The 26,645-nt window shown below is 33.7% G+C and carries 20 protein-coding genes; 10 read left to right on the forward strand and 10 right to left on the reverse strand.

Translation table 11 applies throughout. The features are described from left to right. Window positions 1-121: 121 nt before the first annotated feature. Entirely contained in the window at window positions 122-847 is a 726-nt protein-coding gene (locus GQ40_RS01935; RefSeq protein ID WP_047551278.1) for an SDR family oxidoreductase, read from the forward strand. Between the two features lie 56 nt (window positions 848-903). Here GQ40_RS01935 and GQ40_RS01940 read toward each other — a convergent pair whose 3' ends face one another. Together GQ40_RS01940 and GQ40_RS01945 are read right to left on the reverse strand one after the other, a co-directional pair. Next, window positions 904-2,481: a hypothetical protein gene (locus tag GQ40_RS01940; RefSeq protein ID WP_047545261.1), complete on the reverse strand. Its 1,578-nt coding sequence runs from the start codon at window positions 2,479-2,481 to the stop codon at window positions 904-906. A 101-nt stretch (window positions 2,482-2,582) separates the two neighbouring features. Further along, window positions 2,583-8,699, reverse strand: a complete 6,117-nt coding sequence (locus GQ40_RS01945; protein ID WP_047545263.1) for an alpha-2-macroglobulin family protein — start codon at window positions 8,697-8,699, stop codon at window positions 2,583-2,585. A gap of 190 nt (window positions 8,700-8,889) precedes the next feature. Here GQ40_RS01945 and GQ40_RS01950 point away from each other — a divergent pair, with 190 nt between their 5' ends. The 3 genes from GQ40_RS01950 (at window position 8,890) to GQ40_RS01960 (ending at window position 12,838) form a co-directional block, all read left to right on the forward strand. Further along, a complete protein-coding gene (locus GQ40_RS01950; protein ID WP_047545266.1) occupies window positions 8,890-9,843 on the forward strand; it encodes a tetratricopeptide repeat protein in 954 nt (317 codons plus the stop codon). Window positions 9,844-9,944: 101 nt separating this feature from the next. Continuing rightward, entirely contained in the window at window positions 9,945-11,312 is a 1,368-nt protein-coding gene (locus GQ40_RS01955) for a UDP-N-acetylmuramate--L-alanine ligase (protein WP_047545268.1), read from the forward strand. 137 nt (window positions 11,313-11,449) lie between these two features. Continuing rightward, window positions 11,450-12,838, forward strand: coding sequence for a hypothetical protein (locus GQ40_RS01960; RefSeq protein ID WP_156115500.1), 1,389 nt, complete (start codon window positions 11,450-11,452; stop codon window positions 12,836-12,838). Window positions 12,839-13,182: 344 nt separating this feature from the next. On the opposite strand, the gene GQ40_RS01965 is transcribed toward GQ40_RS01960, so the two are convergent. After that, window positions 13,183-13,566, reverse strand: coding sequence for a nuclear transport factor 2 family protein (locus GQ40_RS01965; RefSeq protein WP_052184112.1), 384 nt, complete (start codon window positions 13,564-13,566; stop codon window positions 13,183-13,185). A gap of 318 nt (window positions 13,567-13,884) precedes the next feature. After that, on the reverse strand, window positions 13,885-14,520 hold the full coding sequence (locus GQ40_RS01970; RefSeq protein WP_047545272.1) for a hypothetical protein: 636 nt from the start codon (window positions 14,518-14,520) through the stop codon (window positions 13,885-13,887). 257 nt (window positions 14,521-14,777) lie between these two features. Between GQ40_RS01970 and GQ40_RS01975 the strand changes: the two genes are divergently transcribed. Further along, window positions 14,778-15,416 carry a hypothetical protein gene (locus GQ40_RS01975; protein ID WP_047545274.1) on the forward strand — a complete coding sequence of 213 codons (639 nt, stop codon included), beginning with the start codon at window positions 14,778-14,780 and terminating at the stop codon, window positions 15,414-15,416. Between the two features lie 84 nt (window positions 15,417-15,500). Here the strand turns inward: GQ40_RS01975 and GQ40_RS01980 are convergent, their stop codons facing one another. Both GQ40_RS01980 and GQ40_RS01985 read right to left on the reverse strand, forming a co-directional pair. Next, window positions 15,501-16,388, reverse strand: a complete 888-nt coding sequence (locus GQ40_RS01980) for a dienelactone hydrolase family protein (RefSeq protein ID WP_047545276.1) — start codon at window positions 16,386-16,388, stop codon at window positions 15,501-15,503. A 31-nt stretch (window positions 16,389-16,419) separates the two neighbouring features. Further along, window positions 16,420-17,010 carry an FMN-binding negative transcriptional regulator gene (locus GQ40_RS01985; RefSeq protein ID WP_047545278.1) on the reverse strand — a complete coding sequence of 197 codons (591 nt, stop codon included), beginning with the start codon at window positions 17,008-17,010 and terminating at the stop codon, window positions 16,420-16,422. 113 nt (window positions 17,011-17,123) lie between these two features. On the opposite strand from GQ40_RS01985, the gene radC reads away from it, so the two are divergent. The 4 genes from radC (at window position 17,124) to GQ40_RS02005 (ending at window position 20,858) form a co-directional block, all read left to right on the forward strand. Continuing rightward, the gene (radC, locus tag GQ40_RS01990; RefSeq protein ID WP_047545279.1) at window positions 17,124-17,822 is read left to right on the forward strand and encodes a RadC family protein; all 699 of its coding nucleotides are present in this window, start codon (window positions 17,124-17,126) and stop codon (window positions 17,820-17,822) included. A 236-nt stretch (window positions 17,823-18,058) separates the two neighbouring features. Then, window positions 18,059-19,225 (forward strand): polysaccharide deacetylase family protein, encoded by a 1,167-nt coding sequence (locus tag GQ40_RS01995; RefSeq protein WP_231565532.1) that lies wholly within the window; start codon window positions 18,059-18,061, stop codon window positions 19,223-19,225. Next, window positions 19,215-19,904: a YjjG family noncanonical pyrimidine nucleotidase gene (locus GQ40_RS02000; protein ID WP_047545281.1), complete on the forward strand. Its 690-nt coding sequence runs from the start codon at window positions 19,215-19,217 to the stop codon at window positions 19,902-19,904. The genes GQ40_RS01995 and GQ40_RS02000 overlap by 11 nt, the downstream gene beginning before the upstream one ends. An 81-nt stretch (window positions 19,905-19,985) precedes the next feature. Then, window positions 19,986-20,858, forward strand: coding sequence for a hypothetical protein (locus GQ40_RS02005; RefSeq protein ID WP_047545282.1), 873 nt, complete (start codon window positions 19,986-19,988; stop codon window positions 20,856-20,858). Here GQ40_RS02005 and GQ40_RS02010 read toward each other — a convergent pair. Next, entirely contained in the window at window positions 20,855-22,135 is a 1,281-nt protein-coding gene (locus GQ40_RS02010) for a replication-associated recombination protein A (RefSeq protein WP_047545284.1), read from the reverse strand. The genes GQ40_RS02005 and GQ40_RS02010 overlap by 4 nt on opposite strands. 82 nt (window positions 22,136-22,217) lie before the next feature. Between GQ40_RS02010 and GQ40_RS02015 the strand changes: the two genes are divergently transcribed. After that, on the forward strand, window positions 22,218-22,979 hold the full coding sequence (locus GQ40_RS02015) for a rhomboid family intramembrane serine protease (protein WP_047545286.1): 762 nt from the start codon (window positions 22,218-22,220) through the stop codon (window positions 22,977-22,979). On the opposite strand, the gene rlmB is transcribed toward GQ40_RS02015, so the two are convergent. From rlmB to GQ40_RS02030, 3 genes are all read right to left on the reverse strand, one after another. Then, the gene (gene rlmB, locus GQ40_RS02020; protein ID WP_047545287.1) at window positions 22,976-23,710 is read right to left on the reverse strand and encodes a 23S rRNA (guanosine(2251)-2'-O)-methyltransferase RlmB; all 735 of its coding nucleotides are present in this window, start codon (window positions 23,708-23,710) and stop codon (window positions 22,976-22,978) included. The genes GQ40_RS02015 and rlmB overlap by 4 nt on opposite strands. A gap of 62 nt (window positions 23,711-23,772) precedes the next feature. Continuing rightward, window positions 23,773-25,416 (reverse strand): aryl-sulfate sulfotransferase, encoded by a 1,644-nt coding sequence (locus GQ40_RS02025; protein ID WP_047551284.1) that lies wholly within the window; start codon window positions 25,414-25,416, stop codon window positions 23,773-23,775. 182 nt (window positions 25,417-25,598) lie between these two features. Further along, window positions 25,599-26,642: a hypothetical protein gene (locus tag GQ40_RS02030; RefSeq protein ID WP_047545289.1), complete on the reverse strand. Its 1,044-nt coding sequence runs from the start codon at window positions 26,640-26,642 to the stop codon at window positions 25,599-25,601. Window positions 26,643-26,645 lie beyond the last annotated feature (3 nt).

Raw genomic sequence — 26,645 nt, forward strand, 5'->3', positions numbered from 1 at the left:
TTTACTTAAAGATTAAATTGGTATAGAATATTTTAAAGTTTATAATTTCTCTAACATTTTAAATCTCTTATTGGTTTCTTTGTTTTGTAACTTTGATTTGAAACCAAAAAAAAAACAAAACATGGATACATTAAAAGATAAAGTAGCTCTAATAACAGGAGGCACAAAAGGCATTGGATATGGTGTTGCAGAAGCATTGCTAAATCAAGGTATTAAAGTTGTAATTACAAGTCGTAACGAAGATTCCGCTAATAAAGCAGCCAAAGAGCTTGCAGAAAAAACAAACTCTAAAGGCCAAATAATAGGTGTAGAGGCAGATGTAAGATATCTAGAAAGCCAAGCTGCTGCTGTGAAACAAGCTATAGATACATTTGGGCAATTAGACATCGTAATTGCCAATGCAGGTTTGGGGCATTTTGGAAGTATTGAAGACTTAACATCAGACCAATGGAACGATGTAATTGACACGAATCTAACAGGAGTGTTTAATTCTATAAAAGCCAGTGTTGATGAACTCAAAAAATCTAAAGGGTATTATATTACCATATCGAGTTTAGCTGGAACAAACTTTTTTGCTGGAGGTTCTGCTTATAATGCAAGTAAGTTTGGAGTTACAGGATTTACGCAAGCGGTTATGTTGGATTTACGAGAACATGGTATTAAAGTTAGTACGATAATGCCAGGTTCTGTATCGACCCATTTTAATGGTAATGAACCAAGTGATAAAGGTGCTTGGAAAATTCAGATTGAAGATTTAGGGGAGTTGGTAGTTGATTTATTAAAAATGAACCCAAGAACGTTACCAAGTAAAATTGAGGTTCGCCCAACGACACCTCCAAGTAAATAGTTTATAGCATATTATATGAAAAAAGGCTTCAAATTTTGAAGCCTTTTTTATTTGTTTTAATTGACCTTTAATTTTAAAATTTGGCCATTTCTCTTACGTTCACCAAGCAAGAAAACAGTATTATTATTCATATTGATAATGCCATCGTTCACTTTATAATATACCTTAGAATCTTTATCATCTATTAATTTTTTGTAATCAAAATTACCGTCACCATCAATCGAGATAGCATATAGATTTGATCTCTTTGATGAGGTTTGTTTAAATGCAATTCTATCTGCACTTAATTTTTTCACATTATCTGAGCAGTTAATAAAAAAGTAAGTAGACTCATCAACTGGTAATGTTGTGAATGAGCTATTCACAGTTCCTGTTTGCGCCTTATTAATGTTTCTTGCCCATTTTAAATTTCCGTTAGCATCAAGTCTCATGGCCATAATATCATTATAGTGATAAATGGTTGTAGTGGTCATAGATCCGTTTGCTCCCATTGTAGTATGGGTTGTTATGAAAAATTCTTCCGCATTAATTAAAATGTCATTGTTAGCCATGAGATAGACACCTTTAAAATCTATATTGTTGATGCCTTTCTTTTTCTTGCGTTCTTTTTTACCTTCTCTGTTTCCATATTTATCGGTCATAAATTCTGCGGAAAATTCATTGAATTTACTAAAATTGGTCGCTAAAGTTTCAGGGTTGAGATCGTAAATACAAACGCCATTTAGTTTATAGGTTTCTCTTTTTCCGAAGAAACCAACACACGCCAATCGTTCTTCATTTAAAACCAATGATAATGATTCTATATAATTATCGTCACTTTTAAAGCTTATCGTTTGTTCGCCTTGTTCATTTAATTTGTTGAGCTCAAAATGATAGTTGACCTTGCCATCTTTTTTAGATTTACGTTTTCCATTCTCATAGACTTTTCCTAAAAAATAAATCGTTCCATCTTTACCATCTACTTCAAATCCACTATAGATAAATAATTTATCCTTGATATCTTTTTGAATCAGTTTCTCATAGACCATTTCAAAGTTATCATTAAATACAAATACCTTATGGGTTTCTTTCTCTTTGTTTTTAAAATCGAAATTTATGGCAAAAAACTTTTCGTTTGCAGACATTACGACTTCTCCCATATGGTCACCATCTGCTTGGCTCCAACCGTTATCAAACCAAATAGGAAATAGTGATAGGCCAAAATATTTTTTAATGTTATCTTCATTAAACGTTAGCAGGTTTTTTGTTTTAAAGTCAAGCGTGTTTAAATCTGTAGAAGACACATTTATAGCAATTCTATCTTCTTTCTTTTCTTCTTCAACCTCAATAAGGTGTAGCTGGCCATCTTTTAAAAAAGCATTTTTAATGCTTTTGTTCTTCACCTCATAATCCAATTCTTTGAGGAGCTTTAGATTGGCATCAAAATATTGGATGTAGTAGCCTCTAAGTTTAAATCCAAAACCACCGTGGTATTGTCTTATAGTGATAATGCCACCATCATCTGCTTCTAAGGTTAATGTAAGATAAGAGTTTTTCTTTTTGTCTTTAAAAATCTCGCTTTTAGTAATAGAGATGTCTTGCGCAAAAGTGAATGTAGCTACAAAAAGTAGCACAATAGATACAATTTTTTTCATTTAGTTAGTTTTTTAAGGTGCGTAAAAATAGAAAAGTAAAACCGATAAAGAAATTTCTTATAAGAAATTTCTTTATCGGTTTATATAAAATTCTATTTTAGTTACTTGTTTACTGAGATCTTAACACCTTCACTATGACTACTAAACTCTGGTGCATACATACTTTGAATGGTCGTAATCCCATTGCTCATATCTCCAGCATTATTAATTCTTAAATCATATTCAAAAACGTAAACACCTTTTGGTAAAAAATCAAAAAAGAAGTTAGTTGAGGCATCTTTTGTGCTTTCATAATAACCCAAGCCATCTTGATATTTGTATTGCGATAGTACATTTATAGGCTCCAGTCCTGCAGCTAGCATATCTTTCATATGAATGAATTCCATATCACGATCACATCTTAATTCAATACGAACACGAACTAAATCGCCAACTTTTAAATTACTCATATTGGTAACGGGATTGTTTGTAATCTCTGTGATTTGTTCTCCAGTCTCTGTATTGGTCTTTTTAAAGAGCTTTTTACTAAGTTTTAAAGGTGTCTCTGCGGAAGTTATTTTATCCAGATCCTCAAAATATTGCCAGTATAATGCTCCCCAAGCAATGCCATCACCTTTTTTTGTGAGTTTAACGGTTGCCATCTCTGGTTTAATTTCCGAAGTACTCCAACTTGTTTTATAGTAACCCGTTCCTGCTTCAACCTTAACATCTTCTAATTTTGAAGGTTCTATTTGTTGACCGCCTAGAACGACATCTACCATTTCGGTAACACTTAACCAATCGCTGCCTTGTAATAAAAGTGCGTACACAGCTTCGGTAGTGGCTTTTGTGGTAGACCATTTATTGGTTTGTTTGTTTTTGAGTAACCAAATTTTCAAATTATCTATTGTTGCTGTATCATTTTCAATTTCAGCAAAAGCTTCAATCATCAACGCATGTGTTTCAATTGGAGCTTGGTACCAGTGCCATGAACTGGTGTTTGATTTCCAATACATGCCTAATTCTTCCGAAGTAATACTTGTTTCACGCAACGATTTTAAAATCTTAGCAGACATGGTTTTATCGTTCATTCTATCTACAACCAATGCCATTAACCCTTTGGCGTAAAGTGATCTGCTCAACCAGTATTTTTGAATTTGTGTCTGGTAATAATCGGTAATCTCTTGTACTTCTTTAGATTTCTTCATTTCAGGGAAAAAGCTGCGCATATACAAATAGTGCAGTTGCGTGTAGCTAAGATGATCCCTACTTAAATCGACATCTTTATCATATTTTCGAATGTCTTTGTACTCTTGAACAAATTCAGCATCCAAATAAGCAATTGCTTTTTCAATCATTGCTGCTTCGCCATCGTTTTTAACAACATTAAGTTTATCTAAATGTCCAAAACCAGTAATAATATGTTGTGTGATAAAACGGTTTGGTCGTCCACCCTTAAACCAAGGCCAAGCACCATTGCTCATTTGGTTATTTTTGAGTTTGCCCAACGCAGATGATAATTCATTGTTCATTTTATTCAGATCGAAGAGTAGGGCGATGCGTTTTTTCTGTTCGGTTTCGCTTTGCGCATCTCGCAACCATGGTGTTTCTTGAATTAGAATAGATTTCAATTCTTGGTTCTTCTCTAAATTAGATAACAACGCATCTGTATTTCTCCATTGATTAAACACTTCCTGAATTCTCGGGTTGCTATTCGCAATATGACTCGCCAACGCATTTGCGTAATAGCGACTAAAGGTTTGCTCGTTGCAATCATAAGGATATTCCATCAAATAAGGCAAAGCTTGCACAGCATACCATGCAGGATTTGAGGTCATTTCTAAAGTAAGTTTGTGGTGTTTTAAAGTGGTAGACTTTGTTGTTGCCAACTTATCTAATGTAAACGTTTTTGTCTCGTTACTTTTAATCCACATTGGCAACGTCTCGGTCACTAACGTGCGATTGCTTAAAACAGGTAACGCATTTTGCTCACCATCACTAAAATCGCCAGCTTTTGCGAGGATTTTATATTGTACAGCATCTACATTATAAGGAATATTTAAGGTCCAGTTAACTTGTGTATTCCCTTTTGCGTCTACCGAAAATTGAGGTTCTGGATTATATTTCTGGCTCATCGTTTGGTAGGACTTGGGCTCCATAATTAATGCTTCGGAAATATCTTCTCCTGAAACTGCATCTGTTAAAATGATTTTTGCACTACCAAACAATTTTTTATCGGTTAAATTAGAAATTTTTGCACTTATATTAATGCGATCACCTTCTCTTAAAAAACGTGGCGCATTTGGGATGACCATCAATTCTTTTTGGGTTACGGTTTCTAGAGTATGGATTGCACTTTCTAAGGTTTTTGTGTGAGCCAGCAGTTGTAATTTCCATTTGGTCAATGCCTCAGGCGTTGTAAAACTGAAACTCACATTGCCTTCTGCATCGGTTTGTAACTGCGGAAAAAAGAAAGCAGTCTCATTTAAATTCTTACGGATTTTAATATTATCGAAGTTTTGTTTTTCTTCTCTCTTTACTATTTCGGAATTACCACCTGGTTGTCCACTTCCTGTTGAAACATTTAAACCTGCAGCTTGACCCTTTAATAAGTCATCAACAGAATTACTTATCTTTCCATAACCAGCAACCGGAGCTTCATTTACTTCCGTTTCTTCCATCACAACCATAGAATCTGATTCCACAGACATGACAGAACTAGAGCGATAAAGTTTATTTTCATAACGACTTCCAAAATAAAATCCAAACCAATTCAGTTGATCATAATATTGCGGATTGTAATTCGAACTGCTACTTTCATTATAAACCCTAAACGCATTTGTGCCAAAACATTGATTAGCTGAAACACCATCAAAAGAACGATAGGTTGGAAGATCGATAGGATTAAAATCCCAGCTATGCGATTTAAATTGGTCTAAAGACGCATCGTACATGCTTGTTAAAATTTCCGCAGAAACCTTTTCACCTTTTGGTCCTTTGATTTTAAAACTCCAAGTTTCATCGGTTCCTGGTTGTAATTTATCTCTAAATGTTACGGTCTCAATCTCTAAATTTGTTTTAGGATATGGCACAGAAATGATCAAATTCCCACCTCTAAAACTATTAAATGCTGCGAAACTATATTGTATGGAAAAACCACCAAGATCTTCTTCATTTACGGGAATGGCAAGTGTTTGCTTTTTATCATTTAAGGGCACAATAAACGTCTTGATAATTTTATAGTCTTTCTCAACGCTAATGGTTGCAGTTACATTTTTTGCTGCGGAAGCAATAGTAACCTGTACATTTTCTCCAGCTTTATATGTGGTTTTGTTAGTAGTGATGCTAAACAATTCATTATCTGTAATTTTGGAATCATCTTCGCTAAATAGCGTTGTTCTTGCTTCTGCTTTTACAAGTTGCCCAAAGCGATCTTTGCTTTCCAGTTCAATACTATATTGTCCAGATTCCCATTTTTTAATGGTATTGAGCGCAATTTCTTTTGAAGTTCCGGTATCAAAAGTTGTTTCAAAAACCAGTTCGCCTTTATCCCAATTTGCAGGATTGGCTTCATCCTTGTAAGCTTCATGTGGGAATTTCTCAATAAATTCTTCTTGAGAAATCAGTTGATAATCTGGCGCTTGCCAAGGTCTTGAACGTAACACACGATTTGGCGCTTTGAGCTTGTAGATTTTTAGGGAACCTTCCGCAGCAATAAATTCTCCGTTTAGATTTTTGGTGTCAATTGTAATTTTATGGTCTTTACTTGTTTTGTCCAATTGATCGCTAACCATGATTGTAGCCAATAGTACATGGTAACCTACGTTGACGATAGTAGTTTCACTTCGTGTTTCTCCATTTACATCTGTTACATCTGCGGTAATTTCATATTGAAAAATAGGCAGTGTACTTTTATCAACACTTTCATCGGGTTGTGCAATAAAACTGATTTCAAATTCCCCTTTATCATTTGTGGTCGTTTCGCCATTGGTAATTTCTTGTGGTTCGCTATTGAAATAAGGTCTGTACCAATAGTACCAACGTGGATATTGTACTTTCCTGGTTACGCGATACACCACTTTTGCATCGGTAATATTACTACCTGCAAAAGCTAATGCATTACCCTTTACTGTAACCGAATCGTTGACCTTAAACGTTTTGGTTACAGGTTGAAATGTAGTTTCAAATTTTGGACGCTTATATTCCTCAACAGACATGTTAGCATAACCGTAAGTTCCGCAGAACATTTCAATAGTGAAATTACCGGTCAAGCCTGAGTTTGGAATGATAAATTCTCCATGAACAGAACCGTAATCGTTGGTTTTTAAATTAAGTTCTTTTACGACTTCGCCATTAACATTTTTTAGAGTGACTTTTGCTGCTTGATTGGTGTACAATTCAGTTTTGTTATCGGTTGTTGTTGTAGCAATACCTTTGAAAAATAACGTTTGTCCTGGTCTATAAATACTTCTATCTGTGAATAGAAATGGCTTAAAATTGGTTTTATTGTCATTATTTCTACCATAATTATAGGCATAATAACCATTAAAATAACCAGTTTTGTTATCCTTACTCAAGGCAAGACTAAGATCCATATAGCGTTGATTATTTTTGTCTAGAATGATAAAACCTTGAGAGTCTGTCATGACTTTTTTTAGTTTTGAACCACTGTTATAATCGGTTTTATATCTCATTTCTACGGAAACATTAGACTGTGGAGATCCGTTAGTTCTATCAATAATTTGATAAATAATTTGAGTGTTTACAGATTTGTCAACTACAGCAAAGTCGGTCACCTGAAGCGTTTGAACAGCAAATGTCTTGCTATCATTCTTGGTTTTTGCAAGAATAATATAATGACCGTTTTCTAGTTTTGGTACAACAATTTCTGTAGAATGTGTTTGGTAATCCTTTTCATCTTTTAGCGTTGCAGTCCATTGAGTGGTAACGTCACGCTTGTTTATAAAATTTAGTTTTTCTTCTTCTCTGTAGATGTTTTCGAAGTTATTGATATCGGTTATTCCAACATTATAGATGCTGAAATCTAATTCTGTAAGGTTTTTATAACTGACTAAAAATTTAGAAAACTGGTTATTGGGTATGATGGTTTCCGAAGTTAAATTTATAGCATCATCGAGAATCTTACTTTTTAGACTTTTACATTTTTGAGCACCAACGCTATTTGGGTATTTTTGTATAACAGCATTACAGAGTTCTAATGCCTCCTTTATTTTCCAACGTACGTCTGGGTTGGATTTAGTATCATATTTATTCCCTTGCTGATTGTAGATACTGGCAATTTCAAAATCATATAATGCAGATACTTCGTGGGATTTCCATTTTTCACTTGAAGCCTTTAATGTTTCTAAAAGTAAGTTTTCCTTATGATCAAAAATGGCATATTGTGACACTAATTTTAATCTTGCAATATCAACATCTACCAACGCAAATGGTGTGTTGTCCTTTAAGTGGAATTTTATCAAATCCTGATAAATTTTCAACGCGTTTAAATCTAAAGATGTGGAATCTTTAGAGGTTAATGTCAACGAAGCAAACTCTTTTGCTGGTGAAATTAATTGCGAATCATCAATTTCAAATTTATAAGCTGGTTTTGTGATGCTACTTTCTTGAGTGGTGTAAAACGAAAGTGCATTATGGCTCAACAAATCAAAAAGAGTTGGTCTAAACGTTTGAGATCCCTTTTGTTCGGTTATAATTGCATTATAATCTTCAATAGAGGTTTGTTGGAGTAAGAGTCCGTTTTTTAAGGAATTTTGATAATGTAAGTGAATTTCATCAAAAAGCGTTTGTAGATCCCATGTTCTAAAATCCTCGGTATCTACTTTTTGTGATGTATTGGTGCGATTGTAAAACTGATAACGATGCTGCTGAAAATACTGCCAATACAAGGTAGCGAGCATATTCTCTAATACATTTTTTACTGGAGTTTGAGCATTGGAAATTTCAGTTTTAAAATTATTGATGATGCTTAGCTGCGCATCTTCCTCCAGTGTTAAGGCATACTTGCTTTTGTAGATCAACGCCTTTATTTGCTGTGGTGCATTGGCTTCTTTTTTTGCTTTTACTGAAATTTGCTCAACCACCTCAAGAGCAGATTTTGGCAATCCGTCACTTTCTTGGTTTTCAACTTTTTCCCAAAGTGCATCGAAATTAGGCGTTTGGGCATTTGAGAAATTAGCAAAGAAAATAAGCATGAGTAGCGTTATAAATGGTTTCATAAATTCATATTTTTAGGAAAATTAATCCTTTATCCTTCCGAAGAAAACAACAAATGAGTAATCGTTTCGTTTGGTTGAGTGAAGTTAATAATTTTAGGAGTAAAGTCTTTATCTTTGCGTATTGAAATCAAAAATAATACCAATTTTAATGCGTAACCTCTTTTGGTATCCTTTTTGCGTAAGTAGTTATATGAAGCATTTTATATTTTTTCTTTTAGTTCCCTTTTTGGCTTTTAGCCAAGCATCTTTAAATGATGCCAAAAAGCATATTGATAAAAAAGAGTTTAAAAAGGCAGAATTATTACTTTCAGAATACGTTAAAACCAATCAAGACGACATTGAGGCCATTGAACTTTTTGGCGACGCTTATGGTCATCAAAAAAAATGGGATGAGGCTATTGTTCAATATAAAAAATTGGTAGAAGCCAAACCAAGAAATGCCAATTTTCATTATAAGTATGGTGGAGCTCTTGGTATGAAAGCATTGAGCATCAATAAATTAAAGGCTCTTGGTATTATTGGAGATGTCAAGGATGCCTTTTTAAAAGCTGCCGAATTAGACCCAAAACACATCGATGCACGTTGGGCTTTGGTAGAATTGTATATGCAATTACCTGGTATTGTTGGAGGTAGTAAGAGTAAATCTTTTAAATATGCGAATGAGTTGGAAGCCCTTTCTAAAGTAGATGGCTATCTCGCTAAAGGTTATATTTACGAGTATGATGACGAACCAGAGTTAGCCGAGAAATTTTACAAACTCGCGATTGAAGTTGGTGGCTCTTTAAATTGCTACGATAAACTTACCGATTTATATGAAAAGGAAAAACAACCAGCTAAAGCCATTGGTAATTTGGAGGCATCTGCCGAAAAGCATGAGCGTAATGCTATGCATTATCAAATAGGCAAGGTTTGTGCAGAGTATAATATCGAGCTTGAAAAAGGCGAAAAGTGCTTGCTCATCTATATCGAAAATTATACAGCAAAAGATGGTGTCCCAAAAGCTTGGGCATATTATAGGTTGGCTCAAATTTATAAATTTAAAAAAGAAAAAGAAGACGCTCTAAAATGGATCAATAAAGCGATTGCAGATTTGCCAAAAATTGAGGTTTTTAAAGAAGAGAAGTCCGCTATACAGAGCTTATAGTTTTATTCTTTTGTCTTATTTTTTCTTCGGAAATTTTAAATTAGCAGAAAATCTTTCTCTACAGATTTGGATTTTGGGTTTTCTAACAAGATATTTGTTTTATGAACGTACATTTTATAGCTATTGGCGGAAGCGCTATGCACAACCTCGCTTTGGCACTTCACAATAAAGGATCTCACGTCACTGGAAGTGACGACACTATTTTTGAACCGTCAAAATCGAGATTGGATGCCAAAGGTTTATTGCCAGAAGCATTTGGTTGGTTTCCAGAAAAAATTACATCAAATTTAGATGCCATTGTTTTGGGAATGCATGCCAAAGCTGATAATCCTGAGCTACTAAAGGCACAAGAACTCAATCTTAAAATCTATAGCTATCCAGAATTTCTTTATGAACAATCCAAACATAAAACACGTGTAGTCATTGGCGGAAGTCATGGTAAAACGACAATCACCTCTATGATTTTGCACGTGATGCATTATCATGATCGTGATGTAGATTATATGGTTGGAGCCCAATTGGAAGGCTTTGATGTGATGGTTAAACTTTCCGAAGAAAATGATTTTATAGTGCTGGAAGGTGATGAATATTTGAGTTCTCCCATTGATAGACGACCAAAATTCCATTTGTACAAACCTAATATCGCACTTTTGAGTGGGATTGCTTGGGACCATATTAATGTATTCCCGACGTATGAGAATTACGTGCAGCAATTTTCGATTTTTGTCGATAGTATCGTGGTTGGCGGTAGTATAAATTACAATGAAGAAGATGCTGAAGTCATGCGCGTTGTGGAAGCTAGTGCTAATGCGATAAGAAAAATTGCGTATCAAACTCCGGAATATCGAGTTGAAAACGGACAAACTTTACTCGCAACACCAGAAGGTGATTTACCTATTGAAATCTTCGGAAAACATAACCTCAATAATCTAGCTGGCGCCAAATGGATTTGTCAGCATATGGGAATTGACGAAGATGATTTTTACGAAGCAATCTCAACATTTAAAGGTGCCAGCAAACGTTTGGAGAAAATCGCGGAAACCAAAAAAAGTGTGGCCTATAAAGATTTTGCACATTCACCAAGTAAGGTTGAAGCCACTACAAAAGCAGTAAAAGAACAGTACGAGAATAGAACTTTGGTTGCGTGTTTGGAATTACATACTTACAGTAGTTTAAATGCGGAATTTTTGAAAGAATATAAAGGTGCTTTGGATGCAGCAGATGTGGCAGTTGTTTTTTATTCGCCTCACGCAGTAGAGATCAAAAAACTGGAAGAGGTCACGCACGACCAAATTGCTAATGCCTTTGAGCGTGATGATTTGATAATTTACACCAATCCTGAGGATTTTAGATCCTTTTTATTTTCTCAAGATTTTGAGAATAAAGCTTTGTTATTGATGAGTAGCGGTAATTATGGTGGTTTGGATTTTGATGAGGTGACTGACTTCCTGCGGAAGCAGGAATCTTAGGTTTTTAAAAGACTATAATTTAAGTATAGTCACTTGGTTTTTATGTATTGTTAGTGGAAAACTCAAATAATGGTAAATTTGAGTGTTATTGTAACATTTACTTAGTTACATATACTTATTATCACAAGCAATCTTTAATGAAATTCAATCGATTATTTTATGATGACCACTTAAGTCTTAGAAACTTATCTAAGAAAAAAGTAATACTTTCTATTTTCATCGGTCTATTATCTGCTTTAGTTATTTATAGTTTTTCTTATGTCTTAAGAGAAACGATGAGAGTGATGTCGTTTGAGTTAGCTTTATATCCAAATATCATTAATGAAGCTGATAGAGGGTTTTATAATCTTTTTTTTGCTGGATTATCAATTATCCTCGGTAATTCAATTGCTGTCAGTTTTTTGTTTAGCCAACCTCAAGATTTGATGTCTAGCAGAAGTCCAAAGCGAAAACGAATTCTCAATGAACAAATCTTTCTTAATTTTAATTTTGCTTATTGGTTTGGTAAATTGGGATTGTTATTTGGAGCTTTCTCTATGTGTTGTATGAGTTTTCCTTTTTCATCAATTCCAAAATACGTCGCTCTTCTCCTAGTTATTGTATTATATCTTGAATCATTTAAAACCTTAGGTCGAGTCTTAAAAAAGAAAAAATGGAAGTTTATTTTAATCCACACTTTACTGCTTTTTTTACTTTCGTTTGGTATAAGTAAAATTGATGTTATAACCTATAAAGCAATTGATGAAATCGCTTTAGAGGCAAATCCAATTGTTGATTTACCTAATTCTTTCTTTTATCAAGAAAGGCATGAAAGATATTATCCAACCGTGACATTTAAAGTACTTCAAAATGATCAAAACAAAATAATTATAAGAAATGAATTGAATGAGGAGATTCAAATTAATAATATTCATTCAGAGATTAATAGAGTTCGTAATTCTTTTTACAGAGAGGAATTAATAGATTTTCTAGAAGTTAAAGTTTCAGTTGATAAGAATATAGAGCTTTATTATATTAAACAAATTGAAGCACAATTTTATACAAGCGGTCAATATAGTATAACTTATAATGTCTATAATGAAGATGATTCGACCCGAAATTTTAAACTAAATGGTTTTAGTAAAAAAATAACTCCTGATGTTATTCAATTTAGACCTAAAGATAAATCCTTTGATCCACCATTAGTTCCAGCGATACAATATTACGCATCATTTAAAGATACCTTAAATGTATATGTAGAAAAGGTAATAATGATTGATGATATGATTGTACCTAAAGAGTTCTTAATTAAAAAATTTAAAAACCAATTTGGTCAAGATAGAGCTGTGAATTTTATCATTTCTAATGAAACAAGTTATCAGGATTATATAATAACTTTATCTGCTTATTTCAAAGCAATTCATGAGCTACGTGAAAAAGAACAAACAGTTTTTGATGAGTATAGGAGTAGTAAAGCATATTATGATGAACAAAAAAAATTAAGAGATAAATATCCAATAAGGACTATTGAAAGTTATAATAAGTGATAATTTTATTTGGTTATATATTAACTCTAATATTCCCTCGTTATCCATTCAAATAAAAATCTATATACATTTGGATTTACAAAGTTCAACTAGTTCTTTAAAGATTTCTTTCAAACGCTATGAAAATTTAACATTGAGAAGCTAGACAAAAAAATGACCTTTTATAAGGTCATTTAGGAACCAATACATATCTGATTAACTCCAATTTAAATTATTTAAATCTATTACATAACGTTAAGATGTTTAACCTTAAGCTTGAAACGAGAATAATTACACAAAATGTATAAAGATAATTTTGAAACTAGAAGTCAGTAATCAGCCTGTAAAATCGGTTTTTTTAAAGATTAAATCTCAATCTTTGGTTTATTAAGATTTTCATTATCGTAATAGAACCGTTCATGTGTGATTTGATCACCACTCCATTGTTGAACAGCAACTTGACGTAATTTTTCTCTATTGCCAGCATTAAAGGTAACATCCATGGTGCTCTCTACAAATGAGGTCGAATCATTTTCGTTTGCTCCAATATGATGTACTTCCAATCCATGAAATTCTTTAACATGTTCTAAAAATTTTTCTTCATATTTTCTACAATCGGCTTTACCTTTTCTAGTCCCAGTTGGTTCTGTCATAACAACATTTTCGGCGTAATACTGATCGAACGCATCTAATAGTTTTCCTTGTCCTAATTGGTCGTAAATATCTTTTGCTTTTTCTTTATAAGTCATAATATGTTTGTTTTAAACTAAAGTTACAGTTTAATAAAGACACATCAAATTTCTTTTTGAAGTTTAACGTCGCCTTAACGTATACCTTTTTCAATAAAAGAAATTACTTTAGAGCCTTTTTAGGTATTAGTGGGAACAAAATTGAAACCTTTGGTTTTAAATGTAGAGGAGAATGTTAATCTATTTAATATGTGAGTAATAAAATGTAATGTGCATTTTTCATGAAGCCACTAATTTTTTTTATCTACGGAAAAAATCAAGTGCTCATAAAACTTTATTGTTGATGAATAGTGGGAATTATGGTATTTTAAATTTCAGCTATTCATAATATTTTGCATATGCATCAGCTACATCTTTTACGTTAGACTTTTTAAACTCTTTATCTTCTATTCTTTTTACAAATTCAGGGTTATCATCAAAATAGATTGCCATTGCCTTTCTCACCATGCCATTTGTAAACCCTTTCCCGCTAACAATAGATGCATCATCCTCATTGGGTCTTTTTAAAAGAAAATAAATAGTAGACCAAAACGAGTTTCCATCTGTTATGGATGTCATTACTCCTTTTTTGTTTAGCTTATATCTTTGAGCAAGAGAATATTCCTTTAATGAGGGATTGGCATGAATAAGAAGCATCCAGTGTTTGTTCTTTTTGGTTGTTTTGTATTCTTTTCCAAAAGATTTATATAAATGGACTGCATAGTTGTTTTCGAATAAAAATTGAGATCCGGTTTTTGAAGTATACAATATTTGAGACACATCGTCGTGGCTCAATTTCTGTATTTCACCTTTGCTATTCGATTTAAATTCAATATTTCCATCCAACAATTTGTTAGAGGGTAATTTTGCAATACTTTCTTTTATTTGACCATCGTTCATCAAAATTTTAGCTTCAAAATACTGTGCGTAAGTTTGAAATGAGCATAAGACTAAAAGTAATAGTAGTTTTTTCATAATTAGGTGTTCAGGGGTTTTAAGTATTAAAAATGTTTACCAATTGTTTTATTAATTTATACTGAAATTAGATCAAATGATATAAACGAATTTCGACTATTTTTTTGAGAAAGTCAAGTTTCGTTAAATCATCTCAAGTATTTAAATCTCTTGGCAATAAAACTATTTTTGGTGCGTTATTCCTTCAATCAACCAAACCAACACATAGTATTCTACACAATTACGTTTATTAATCAATTTTAAATCAATTAATTATTATGAGACGTATTCTTATCACAGTTTGCTTTTTTACCTTTTTATATTCCTGTTCAAATGATGATGCTGTTTCAGCAGAAACTCAAAACTCCAATTTTTATGCCTTAACCGTTGGTAATTCTTGGGTGTATAAAAATTACAGATATGATATTGACACAGAAATTTATGAAGATACAGGAGTAGTGGATGCTGTTAGTATTTTAGGAACTGAATTTATTGACGGAAATACCTATTTCAAGTTTAGAAGATTAACCACAGGAAATGAAGATGGCATTAGTTTATGTAATCCCAACGGAGAACATTTTGAATATTTGCGTGAATTTGAAGGTGATCTTATACGTAGTGATGGTAATGTAAAGTTCACGAACAGTGATTACTCAATAAGAACGCTTAGCGAAAATGATTGGGGTAACATCGTAGAGGAGCTAACCGAGGATACAGCCATAATAAATGTGGAAGCAGGAAACTTTGATTGTATTAATTCTGAACGTTATGTGATTTTACCAGATGGGGAACAAGCTCCTGGATTGGACAAATTTTTCTATGCAGATGGTTTTGGATTAATTTATGATACCTCGTCATTTGTGTCCAGCGATTTACCAGTTATTATTAGACGTTTGGATTCCTACACTATTCAATAACAAATTAAAACACATAAAATAAGAAAAGTCTCAACTCGCCAGGAATTGAGACTTTTCAATTGTAAAAAGGTAGTTGTAATATTATTAAACTAAATGCTTTTTAAAAAAGGCAATAGTACGTTCCCAAGATAAGTTGGCAGCCTCTTTATCATAACGAGGTGTGGTATTATTGTGAAAGCCATGGTTGACTCCTGGATAAATGTAAAATTGGTACTCTATGTCATTAGCTTTTAAAACTTCCTCAAAAGCTGGCCATCCTTCGTTGACACGAGTATCTAATTCTCCATATTGAAGTAAAAGAGGAGCATTTATTTTTTTAGCATCTTCAGCTTCTGGCTGTCTTCCGTAGTAAGGCACTGCAGCACCTAAATCTGGTAAACGAACAGCCATCATATTAGAAATCCAGCCACCAAAGCAAAACCCAACCACACCAACATGACCATTACAGCTCTCGTGGTTTTTTAAATAGCGATATGCAGCAATAAAATCTTCAAGCATTTCATCTCGGTCACGCTCTTTTTGTAATGCTCTACCATCGTCATCATTTCCAGGGTAACCTCCCAGTGGAGAAAGGGCATCTGGTGCTAAACTTATAAATCCTTCTTTAGCGGTTCTTCGACCAACGGCCTCAATATATGGGTTTAGACCTCTGTTTTCATGAACAACAATAACTCCAGGTAATTTCTCGGTGTTATCTTTAGGTTTAGACAATAAACCTTTAATTGTACCTCCTCCTTTGGGAGATTCGTATGTAATATAATCTGAATCTAAAGTTGGATCATTCGGTTTTACTAACATAGAGTCCAGATAATTTGGAGACATAAAACTTAGCAGTGACCCTACAGTGATACCTCCAACAGCATAAATGCCTAGTTTTTCAACAAATTGCCTGCGGTTCAATTTATTGTGGGCATAATCATCGTAAAGATCAAATACCTCTTGGCTAATATCTTCTTTTTTTAAATTTTTCATAGCATTTATAATTAGAGTAATCTTATTAGTTTTAAAATATGGTATCTAGAAATTGCTTTATACTTTCTTGATTGGCACGAATCAACTCCTTTCGAGCACGTTCAATATCGGTCGGTTTTTTGTCTTGTGATAATTTAAATTTACCTTCCCAAGATGTGATTTCAATCTCAAACATTTCAATGTAATCTAGATTTCTATCCAGTCTGGGGTTTTCTGGTTCTAAAACGTAATTATGGTCTGGAGCTTCGAGAAACTCGGTCATCTTAATTAGGGATTGTTTTAGGGCAGCTTTACTCTCTATCGCTTTGACTCGTCCTTTGAGATGCACTTTAATGTAGTTCCAAGTTGGTAATTGCGTTGTACTGTAAATACTTGGCGAGATATAACATTCTGGTCCAGAAAATAAAATAGTGATATCATTATTGTTTTTTAAAAGTTTTGCCTGCGGATTGTAAATATCAATATGACCAATCAATTTTTCATCTTCCAAGACCAACGGTAAATGCGTTATCAATGGGAGATTGTTTTCTACGGAAACGAGCGTCGCAAGAGGATACGTCTTTATGACTTCAATAATATGGGCTCTTTCATTATCCTGATGATGTCTTGGCGGATAGTTCATTTTTATCAGTATTCAGTATTCAGTATTCAGTATTCGGTTTTGCTTTTTGTGTGAATTATTCATTATTCATTCAAATAATTGCACCAGAAAGTTACAATATATATCTTTAGGACATGACAGAAAAATCGGAATCGTTTTCGATAAAAAATTGGTCACAAGATGATCAGCCTAGAGAAAAACTAAGAGACAAAGGTAAATCTACTTTGAGCGATGCAGAGCTGGTAGCCATCATTTTAGGCTCTGGTAGCAGAAATGAAAGTGCAGTAGCACTAAGTAAGCGCATCTTGGCAAGTGTAGATCATAATCTTAATGAACTTGGGAAACTTTCTTTAAAACAACTCATGCAATTTAAAGGTATTGGAGAGGCAAAAGCTATTTCCATTGCTGCAGTTATGGAGTTGGGACGACGACGTAGAGGTGAAGATGCAGTTGAAAAAAATAAAATCACTTCCAGCGCTTCAGTATTTGAAATTATGCAACCCCTTTTAGGTGAGTTGCCTCATGAAGAATTTTGGATTCTCTATCTCAATAATTCTAATAGGATCATCACTAAAAACCAACTTAGCAAAGGAGGTATTACCGGTACTTTGGTAGATATTAGATTGGTGCTTAAAACAGCTTTAGAGGTTGGCGCAGTGGGTTTGATCTTGGTTCATAATCATCCGTCTGGAACTCTAAAACCTAGCGAAGCAGATAAAAACCTGACCCAAAAATTAAAAATAGCTGCCCAAAGTTTAGACATTAAGGTTTTAGATCACTTAATAATCACAGAAAAGGCATACTTTAGTTTTGCAGACGAAAGTGTATTGTAGACAGAAGACGAAAATTAATTTTCTAGACATTCTAAAAATAACTAACGAATAATTAGATTTACATAATTGCTTTTTACCCAACACTAAACATAAAAAATAAATTGCTACTCGTTTATACACATAAAATCACGCCCAGAGTTAGATACGCTTTTAAGCATATTTGTACTAGAATTCTTGGGATACCCGTATCATTTACAACAACTATTGAAGATTTTATTGCGCACGATAGTTTAAAAATGTCATACACAAAGCAACCTTTAAGTGGCGAGATATTTATTAGAAATCACGAATTGCTTTTTGAACAAGGCCTATCTGATTTAGATATCAACGTGCAGGAGTGGAACGGTACAAAATGCTTTTTTCCAACGGGTGAAAAAAGTGCATTACCTTTTGATATTTTTGCTGCATCGTTTTACCTGTTAAGTCGTTATGAAGAATATCTCCCGCATGTAAAAGACACCTATGGTCGGTTTACTGCGACTGAAAGTTTGGCTTTTAAGGAAAACTTTTTAAAGCAACCGGTTATTGATATTTGGGCTTATAGACTAAAACATATTTTAGAGCAAAAATTCGAGAATTTTGAATTTCCGAAGAGAACCTACAATATCCAGCCAATTATAGACGTGCCAATGGCATACTACTTTAGGCAAAAAGGTTTATTGCGATCCCTAGGTGGTGCAATGAGCGATTTGTTTAATTTGAGATTGCGTCGTTTGTACCAGCGTTTTCTTGTTTTATTTGGATTTGCAAGAGATCCATACGATACCTTTAAATGGATTATCAATAAGCAAAAGCAATACAGGTTTAAGTTTATTGTCTTCTTTTTAATAGGCGATTATTCTACGTACGATAAAAATATTAACGTCAATAAAAAGAAGTTTGTCACGTTGATCAAATCCATGTCAGACTATTGCAAGGTAGGATTGAAAGCGTCTTATTTTTCTTTGGAAAACATTTCCATTTTAAAAAAAGAGAGAAAAAAAATGGAGTTTATCACAAACTATGAGTTGGAAGCTACCCGTAATTCATTTTCAAAAATCAATATTCCGGTTTCATATCGCAATTTGGTTGAGCTGGAAATTAGAAATGATTTTACGATGGGTTACCTCGATTATTCAGGGTTTAGGGCAGGTACGTGCACTCCGTTTTTGTTTTACGATCTAGACTATGAGACGCAAACGCCATTGCTTATAAATTCATTTCACTGCATTGATTATGCATTGCTAAAGCATCAATCTCAATTAGATAAAAAGCAGGAATTGGAGCGATTGATACGATCGGTTAAAAAAGTAGATGGTACATTTACTCCGGTTTTTCATAATTATTCCTTCGGAAACGAGCCACGGTGGAAAGGCTTTAGAAAATTATTTACCCAAGTATTAGAATCTGTAGATGAAAATTAAAGGTATTAAACATATTTTTTTCGATTTAGACCATACACTTTGGGATTTTGATAAAAACTCAGCATTAACGTTTGAAAAAATTTTTAAGCTTCATCGTTTAAATGTGGACCCAACTGCGTTCTTGTCGGTTTACGAACCCATAAACTTAAATTACTGGAAACTCTATCGAGAAGAAAAAATCGATAAGGCGAATTTGCGTTACAAGCGGTTAAAAGACACATTTGATGCAGTTAAGTATGAGGTTGAGGATGACATTATCAATCAATTATCTGTAGATTATATTGAATATCTTACAACGTTCAATCATCTTTTTGAAAACACAATTGAGATTCTGGATTATTTACAAAAAGAATACCAATTACATATTATTACCAATGGTTTTGAGGAAGCACAGCAGCGTAAAATGGATAATTCTAAAATTTCCGGATATTTTAAAACCATAACAAATTCCGAGTCTGCAGGAGTAAAAAAACCAAATCCTATTATCTTTAATCATGCCTTAAGTCTCTCAAGAGCTAAACCCGAAGAAAGTTTGATGATTGGAGATAATTACGAAGCCGATATTTTAGGAGCCATTGATGTAGGCATGGATGTTATTTTATTTAATTATCATAATATTAAACCAGACGCACACATTAAACAAGTGCATCATCTGGCTGAATTAAAAAAGTATCTTTAAATAATTTGAAGGATTTACCAAATATTTGTAAATCACAAAATGTATCTTTACAATTCCGTATAAATTTAATATTTGATCCAGATGAATAGATTACTATATGTTTTTTTATTTTTTGTTGCTTTTCAAACACAACTTACTGCACAAGCCTCTATAAACGATTATAAATATATTATAGTACCAAAGCAATTTGAATTTTTAAAATCACAGGACCAGTATGAGACCAGTTCCTTAACTAAGTTTTTATTCAATAAATATGGTTATACCGCTTTTTTTGATAATGAAGATTTACCTAAGGATTTAAGTACGAATAGATGTCTGGCTTTAATTTCTGATATAAAAAAAATTAAAGGGTTTTTAATTACCAGACTTCAAATAGATTTAGTTGATTGTAATGGTAATGTGGTTATGAGTTCCCAAATAGGGGAGACCAAAATTAAGGAATATGAAAGAGCCTATCAAACTGCAATAAGAGAAGCTTTTGAAACCTATAGACATTTGGATTATAAATATGAACCTAGTGAAGCTGTTATTGCTGCTTCAAAGTCTAGCACAACTTCTGAAGCAGAAGAAATTGAAGAGCTTAAGAAAGAAGTGGAGGCTTTAAAAGCTAAGAAAGAAGAAATGGAGACAATTTCCGAAGAAAAGAAGTCTGAAAAGCCAATTCTTGAAAAGAAACCAAAAAAAGTGACTAAACAAATAATAGAGGATGTTGTAGAACTGGAGCCTAAGTCAACTCCTAAAACAGAAATCCTTTATGCACAACCAAAACCAAATGGTTACCAAGTGGTTGATATGACTCCTAAGGTTGTTATGTTTTTATTAAATACGTCTAAAGAGGATATTTATCTTGTTAAAGATGAAAATGCTATTGTGTATAAGGAAGATGGGTTTTGGTTTCTCTCAAAGTTTAGTAATGACAATTTATCTTTAACCCAAATTAACCTTAAATTTTAATACCCATATTTTTCTTTCCATCGGTTTTTGAGAAATTCTCGTTGCGCTTGTTCTCGAGAATTGTTTCCTGGATTGTAAAGTTTTGTGCCTTTTATTTCTTCTGGCAAAAACTCATGAGCAGCAAAATTGTTTTCGAAGTTATGTGCATATTTGTAATTATCGCCATAACCGAGTTCCTTCATAAGTTTTGTAGGAGCATTTCTTATAGATAATGGGATGGATAGATTGCCAGTGTCTTTAACCAATTGTTGCGCTTTACCAATGGCTTCATACGCTGCGTTACTTTTGGGAGATGTTGCCAAATACGTTGTGCATTGGCTAAGTATGATGCGAGATTCTGGGTATCCAATTACAGAAACTGCTTGAAATGCATTGTTAGCAATAACTAAAGCAGTTGGGTTGGCATTACCAATATCCTCGCTAGCAAGAATCAATAATCGCCTCGCAATAAATTTGACGTCCTCACCACCTTCAATCATTCTTGCTAAATAATAAACAGCAGCATTTGGGTCGCTACCACGAATAGATTTTATAAAAGCAGACACGATATCGTAATGCTGTTCACCAGTTTTGTCATATCTAATGATATTATTCTGTACACGTTGCGAAACCATGTCATTAGTGATTTTTATGGTTTCTTTACTATCAAAAGAGGTAACCAAGAGCTCGAAAATATTGAGCAATTTCCTTGCGTCACCACCAGATAGTTTGATTAAAGCTTCGGTTTCTTTTAAAATTATATCTCGGTCTTTTAAAACTCGATCCTCTTTAAGAGCACGTTTTAAAAGATTTTCTAAATCACCTTTAGAAAATGAGTTTAAAATATAAACCTGACAACGGGATAGAAGTGCAGGTATGACTTCAAAACTTGGATTCTCTGTTGTTGCACCAATTAAAGTAACCCAACCTTTTTCTACTGCTTGTAAAAGGGAATCTTGTTGGGATTTGCTAAATCTGTGAATTTCGTCAATAAACAAAATAGGATTCTTGGTGGTAAATAATCCGCCACTTTGCTTAGCCTTATCTATCACTTCTCTAATATCCTTAACTCCGCTGTTTATCGCGCTCAACGTATAAAAAGGACGTTTAGATTCATTGGCAACAATATTGGCAAGCGTTGTTTTACCTGTGCCTGGTGGTCCCCAAAAAATCATGGATGCTATGACACCTTGTTGCAATTGCTGTGTTAAAACACCATTTTCACCAACCAAATGCGTCTGGCTCAAGTAGTCATCAAGTTTTAAAGGTCTTAATCGTTCTGCTAAAGGTTCGTTCATGATGCAAAATTACAAAAAAGCGATGTGACAATATTTCATAGTTTTGTTAAATGGAGAGCATTTTGCTAAATAAGATTTTAATATGAGTGACCAACAACATTTTAAATACTCAACAGGCGTTATAGCGTATCCGTTGTTTTTTGTACTCTCCATTTGGATGGTGTTCTGGATGCAGGTTCGGTTTTTTCCGTCAATTAAGCGCTTGGGTGTTTATCCGCAAAAACTAGAAGGTCTTTTAGGCATTGTCACAAGTCCTTTTGTTCATGCAGATATAGAGCATTTGTACCATAACAGTATTCCACTTTTTATACTCTCGGTCGCTCTTTTTTATTTCTATCGAAAAATCTCTTGGAAAGTTTTGTTCTACGGAATTTTACTTTCAGGATTGTTCACTTGGGTCATTGGCAGGCCAGCTAATCATATTGGCGCAAGTGGCTTGGTTTACGTGCTGGTGAGTTTTATATTTTTTAAGGGAATTTTTGCAAAACATTATAGACTGGTCGCCTTATCATTGATTGTGGTTTTTCTCTACGGAAGTATGATTTGGTACGCTTTCCCTGTAAAAGATGGGATGTCATGGGAAGGACATCTTGGCGGACTTTTGTCTGGATTGTTATTTGCAGTCGTGTTTAGAAAATCTGTGGCAAAACCAGAACGTTACGTTTGGCAGGAACCAGATTTTAATGAAGATGATGACCCGTTTTTAAAGCATTTTGACGAAAACGGAAACTTTATTGAAAATATAGAGCCAGATGAGGTTTTAGAAAATGGAGTAGAGGATGGGCAAATTTCCGAAGAAAATAAACCCAATATTACTTATATTTTTAAAGAAAATAAAGATTAACGTCTTTGTCTCACCGCTTCGTACAAAAATGCACCACAAGCTACAGATACGTTTAATGATTCGATTTCACCAAAGAGAGGTAGTTTAGCTCTCTCGTCCGACACTTTAATTACAGAAGGATTGATCCCTTTACCTTCAGATCCCATAATGATAGCGCAAGGTTCCTTAAAGGAAATATCGTAAACAGTATTGTCTGTCTTTTCGGTAGCTGCAATCACTTTTATGCCACTGGCTTGCATATGAAAAACCGCATCTTTAATATGGTCTACCTTACAAATGGGAATTTTGAAAATAGCACCTGCGCTGGTTTTGATAGCATCACCATTTACTGGAGCACCACCTTTTTTCTGAATAATAATCCCAGAAACTCCCGTACACTCTGCGGTACGAACGATGGCTCCAAAATTACGTACATCACTTAATTGGTCGAGTAAAAGAAATAAAGGAACTTTTCCAGATTCTATGACACTCATTACTAACTCTTCAATTTCATGGAATGTTATTGGAGCTATTTGCGCAACGACACCTTGATGATTTTTCTTTGAAAGACGGTTTAATTTCTCAACTGGAACGTAAGAGATATTGAGACGTTCTTTTTTTAACAACTGCTCTAGCTCTGTAAACAACTCACCATGTAACCCTTTTTGCAAAAAAATCTTATCAATATTCTCACCCGATTTTATGGCTTCAATGACTGCTCTAATACCAAAAATAGTTGTTTCTTTTTCCATGGGTTAAAGGTATAAAAAAACCATTCTAAAATTAGAATGGTTTTATGTAATATGAATTTGAATTAATTTTTAATGATTTTTTTAGTGATGCTTCTATCGCCAGAATAAATTTTAGCGAAATAAATTCCTGTATTAAAAGATGTGAGATCCACAACGGTGTTCTGTCCAGATTGATATACTTTTTCACCTAAAATGGAATATAGTTCAATTTTGTCAATTGTTGCTTCCGAAGAAATTGTGATAAAATCTCTTGTTGGGTTTGGATAGATCTTAAATGCTGAAATTTCAAAATCATCAACATTTAGGCTTTCGCATTCGGAAATATCTGCGTTTAACTCAATTGGATTGCCAGGTGTTAGATCTCTACCGGTAAAAGCAGGAAAATCTTGAGCGTATTTAATAGCTCGAAATATAATGCCAACTGTTGGAGGCGGATTTCCTTGAGAGCTAACTGTGCCATTGATATTATTTACAGGATTTATATATTCCCATACAATGTTTTCATTACTGTCAATTTCAAAAACTTCTCCATTTTGTCCTTCACAGATTAAAATATTTCCGTTTGGTAATCTTTGAGCACTGCTTACGATGTTTGAGAAAAATGGGGCAGGAGTTTCAGATTGATCAGAATACGTGTAATCAACAGTTTCGGGACCATAAGCTGTATCTGTAGTATAGCTGTAAAATCCAGGAGACTCTTTTGGAGGATCAATTATTTGTACTTCGGAAAATTGAGGTGTTCTCCCATTTCCGTTATTAAAAATTATGATTTTTCCTTCGTCAACTAAACCGCTTTCGATAATATGCGGATAATGTTGCCCATATAATTTACGGTCTTGTTCTGTACCTTGCTTATAAGATTGAGGATTTCCCCAACGGTATAAAAAATCCCCACCTTTTCCGTAGATACCACCAATATCACCAGATGCTTCCAATGTTGTAGTAGAATGGTCAATAATATAAATCTCGCTCAAGTTACGAGAGCTGATTACAATTTGATCTAAATTTTCATTGTATTGAATGGAATTGAAATGAAGCCAGTTAGCATTACCGCTGTTTCCATTGAGGAAATTGATGTCCAATTTTTCAGGTGACATTGATACGTTTCCAAAATTGGATTTAGTATTGTCAAAATCCTGAATAAGATGATCATTTGCATTCCACTCCCAGACTACGTTCACTTGATTGGTGCCAACGGGCTCTACTTCAATAATTTGTTCATTATATAATCTATTTTGAGTTAATAGATTTGGGTCTCTACCAGCTTCTACTGCTTCTGAAGAGGTCATGGATGTTGCTGCTAAAATTAACACGTTTCCGTTTGGCATAGGGAAGATATCGTGGTGTTGTCTCATCTCATTATTATTATAAAGATATGACCAAACGAGATTGCCATCCCAATCAAATAGTTCTACAATACCACCTGCACCACCAAAGTTGATGTTACTGGAACCATCATCAACTCTTCCTGCTCTTAATAGGTTTCCGTTTGGGAGAAGATAAACTGCATTTCCTGGTAGATAGGTGCTATTCCATTCATTGATAACTTGACCGCAATTATTTATCAAAAATGCTTTTGTATTTACGCTAATTAAAGTGTAGGCATCATAAGCATCTTCAGTTATGGAAATAGTTCCAACTGTGTTTTGAGCTTGGTTAATACAAAAGGTTAATAGTGTAAATAAGAAGAGTAATTTTTTTATCATTTCAATCTTTTTCAATAGTCTATAATCGATGTATTTATAACAAACCTACTATATAAATATGAATTTTTACATTTCAGAAATAAAATTTAACTAAAATCAAGTTTAAAATTTAGGATATATAAAGGGCTAAACTAAAAAAGCCACCTAATTTAGGTGGCTTTTTTTTAGTCTGCATAAATTATTTATTTTTTCAATTCTCTTCTTTGCTCTAATGAATGACGATAATCTAAAAATCTACCTTGTGCGATTTGTGTATTATTGCTATCCAAGATAGTATAGGTATTACCGATTTTCTCTATGGTAAAAGAGGTAATTGCATCTCCATTGCCATCATTAAGTCCACCATCATTTAGGGGAAAAAGTGACGATAAATCTACCGACTCAACAAATACACCTGCTTTCATGAATTCTATTGAAGCAGGAACATTTGCATTCTCTGAGGATGTATTGCCATTGGCAGTCCAAAAACTGGCATCAATAGTGTAAGTTCCATCTGCATCTGACCCCAATATAACTAATTCTTCTGGGCAGTCATTATAACTTGTTTGAATATACTCACCGTTAAAAATAAGTTCTAAATCGAGGTCTAAACCAGCATCAATATCACAGGCGTCTGCTCCACTCTCTAAATAATCACCAGCCCAATTTAATCTGGTTACTAAATCAGATCCTGTAAAATCAGTAATCGTAATGCTAATATCTTCTTCTATTGTTGCTTGCATCAATGATGTAGCTGAAAGTCTAAGATTAATAGTTTTTGAACCTTCTTGCGCAAAATCCTGTAATGTTTCGATATTCAATTCTATAGTTTCAGTAAATGGAGGGAAAGAGGCTATATAACCTGATCCTCCTTGATAACCATATTGAAAATAACCTGATTCAAACCATGTTGGGTAGGGTACTTCGATATCATCAAATTCTACTCTGTCATAAAAACCATTACCAGTGGTAGCGTCACCACCTGTAGGGTTTGCAGTCACAACTGGATTGCCTTCATCATCTAAAATATCAATTCTAATATCTATTTTTTCTGAAACAGGATATTCTACGTCCAACACGAATACTGCGTCTTCACCTTCGGTAACTGTGACAGCGTTTGTATTTAAATTTAATTTTGGTTTCCCTCTTCTTGGGATTGAATCATCATCTTCACATGACACAGTTAAAAATCCGAATAGGAATATTATAACCAATGTGTAGCTAATTTTTTTATTTATATATTTCATATC

Origin of the sequence: Psychroserpens sp. Hel_I_66 (assembly GCF_000799465.1) — a bacterium.
Taxonomy (GTDB): domain Bacteria; phylum Bacteroidota; class Bacteroidia; order Flavobacteriales; family Flavobacteriaceae; genus Psychroserpens.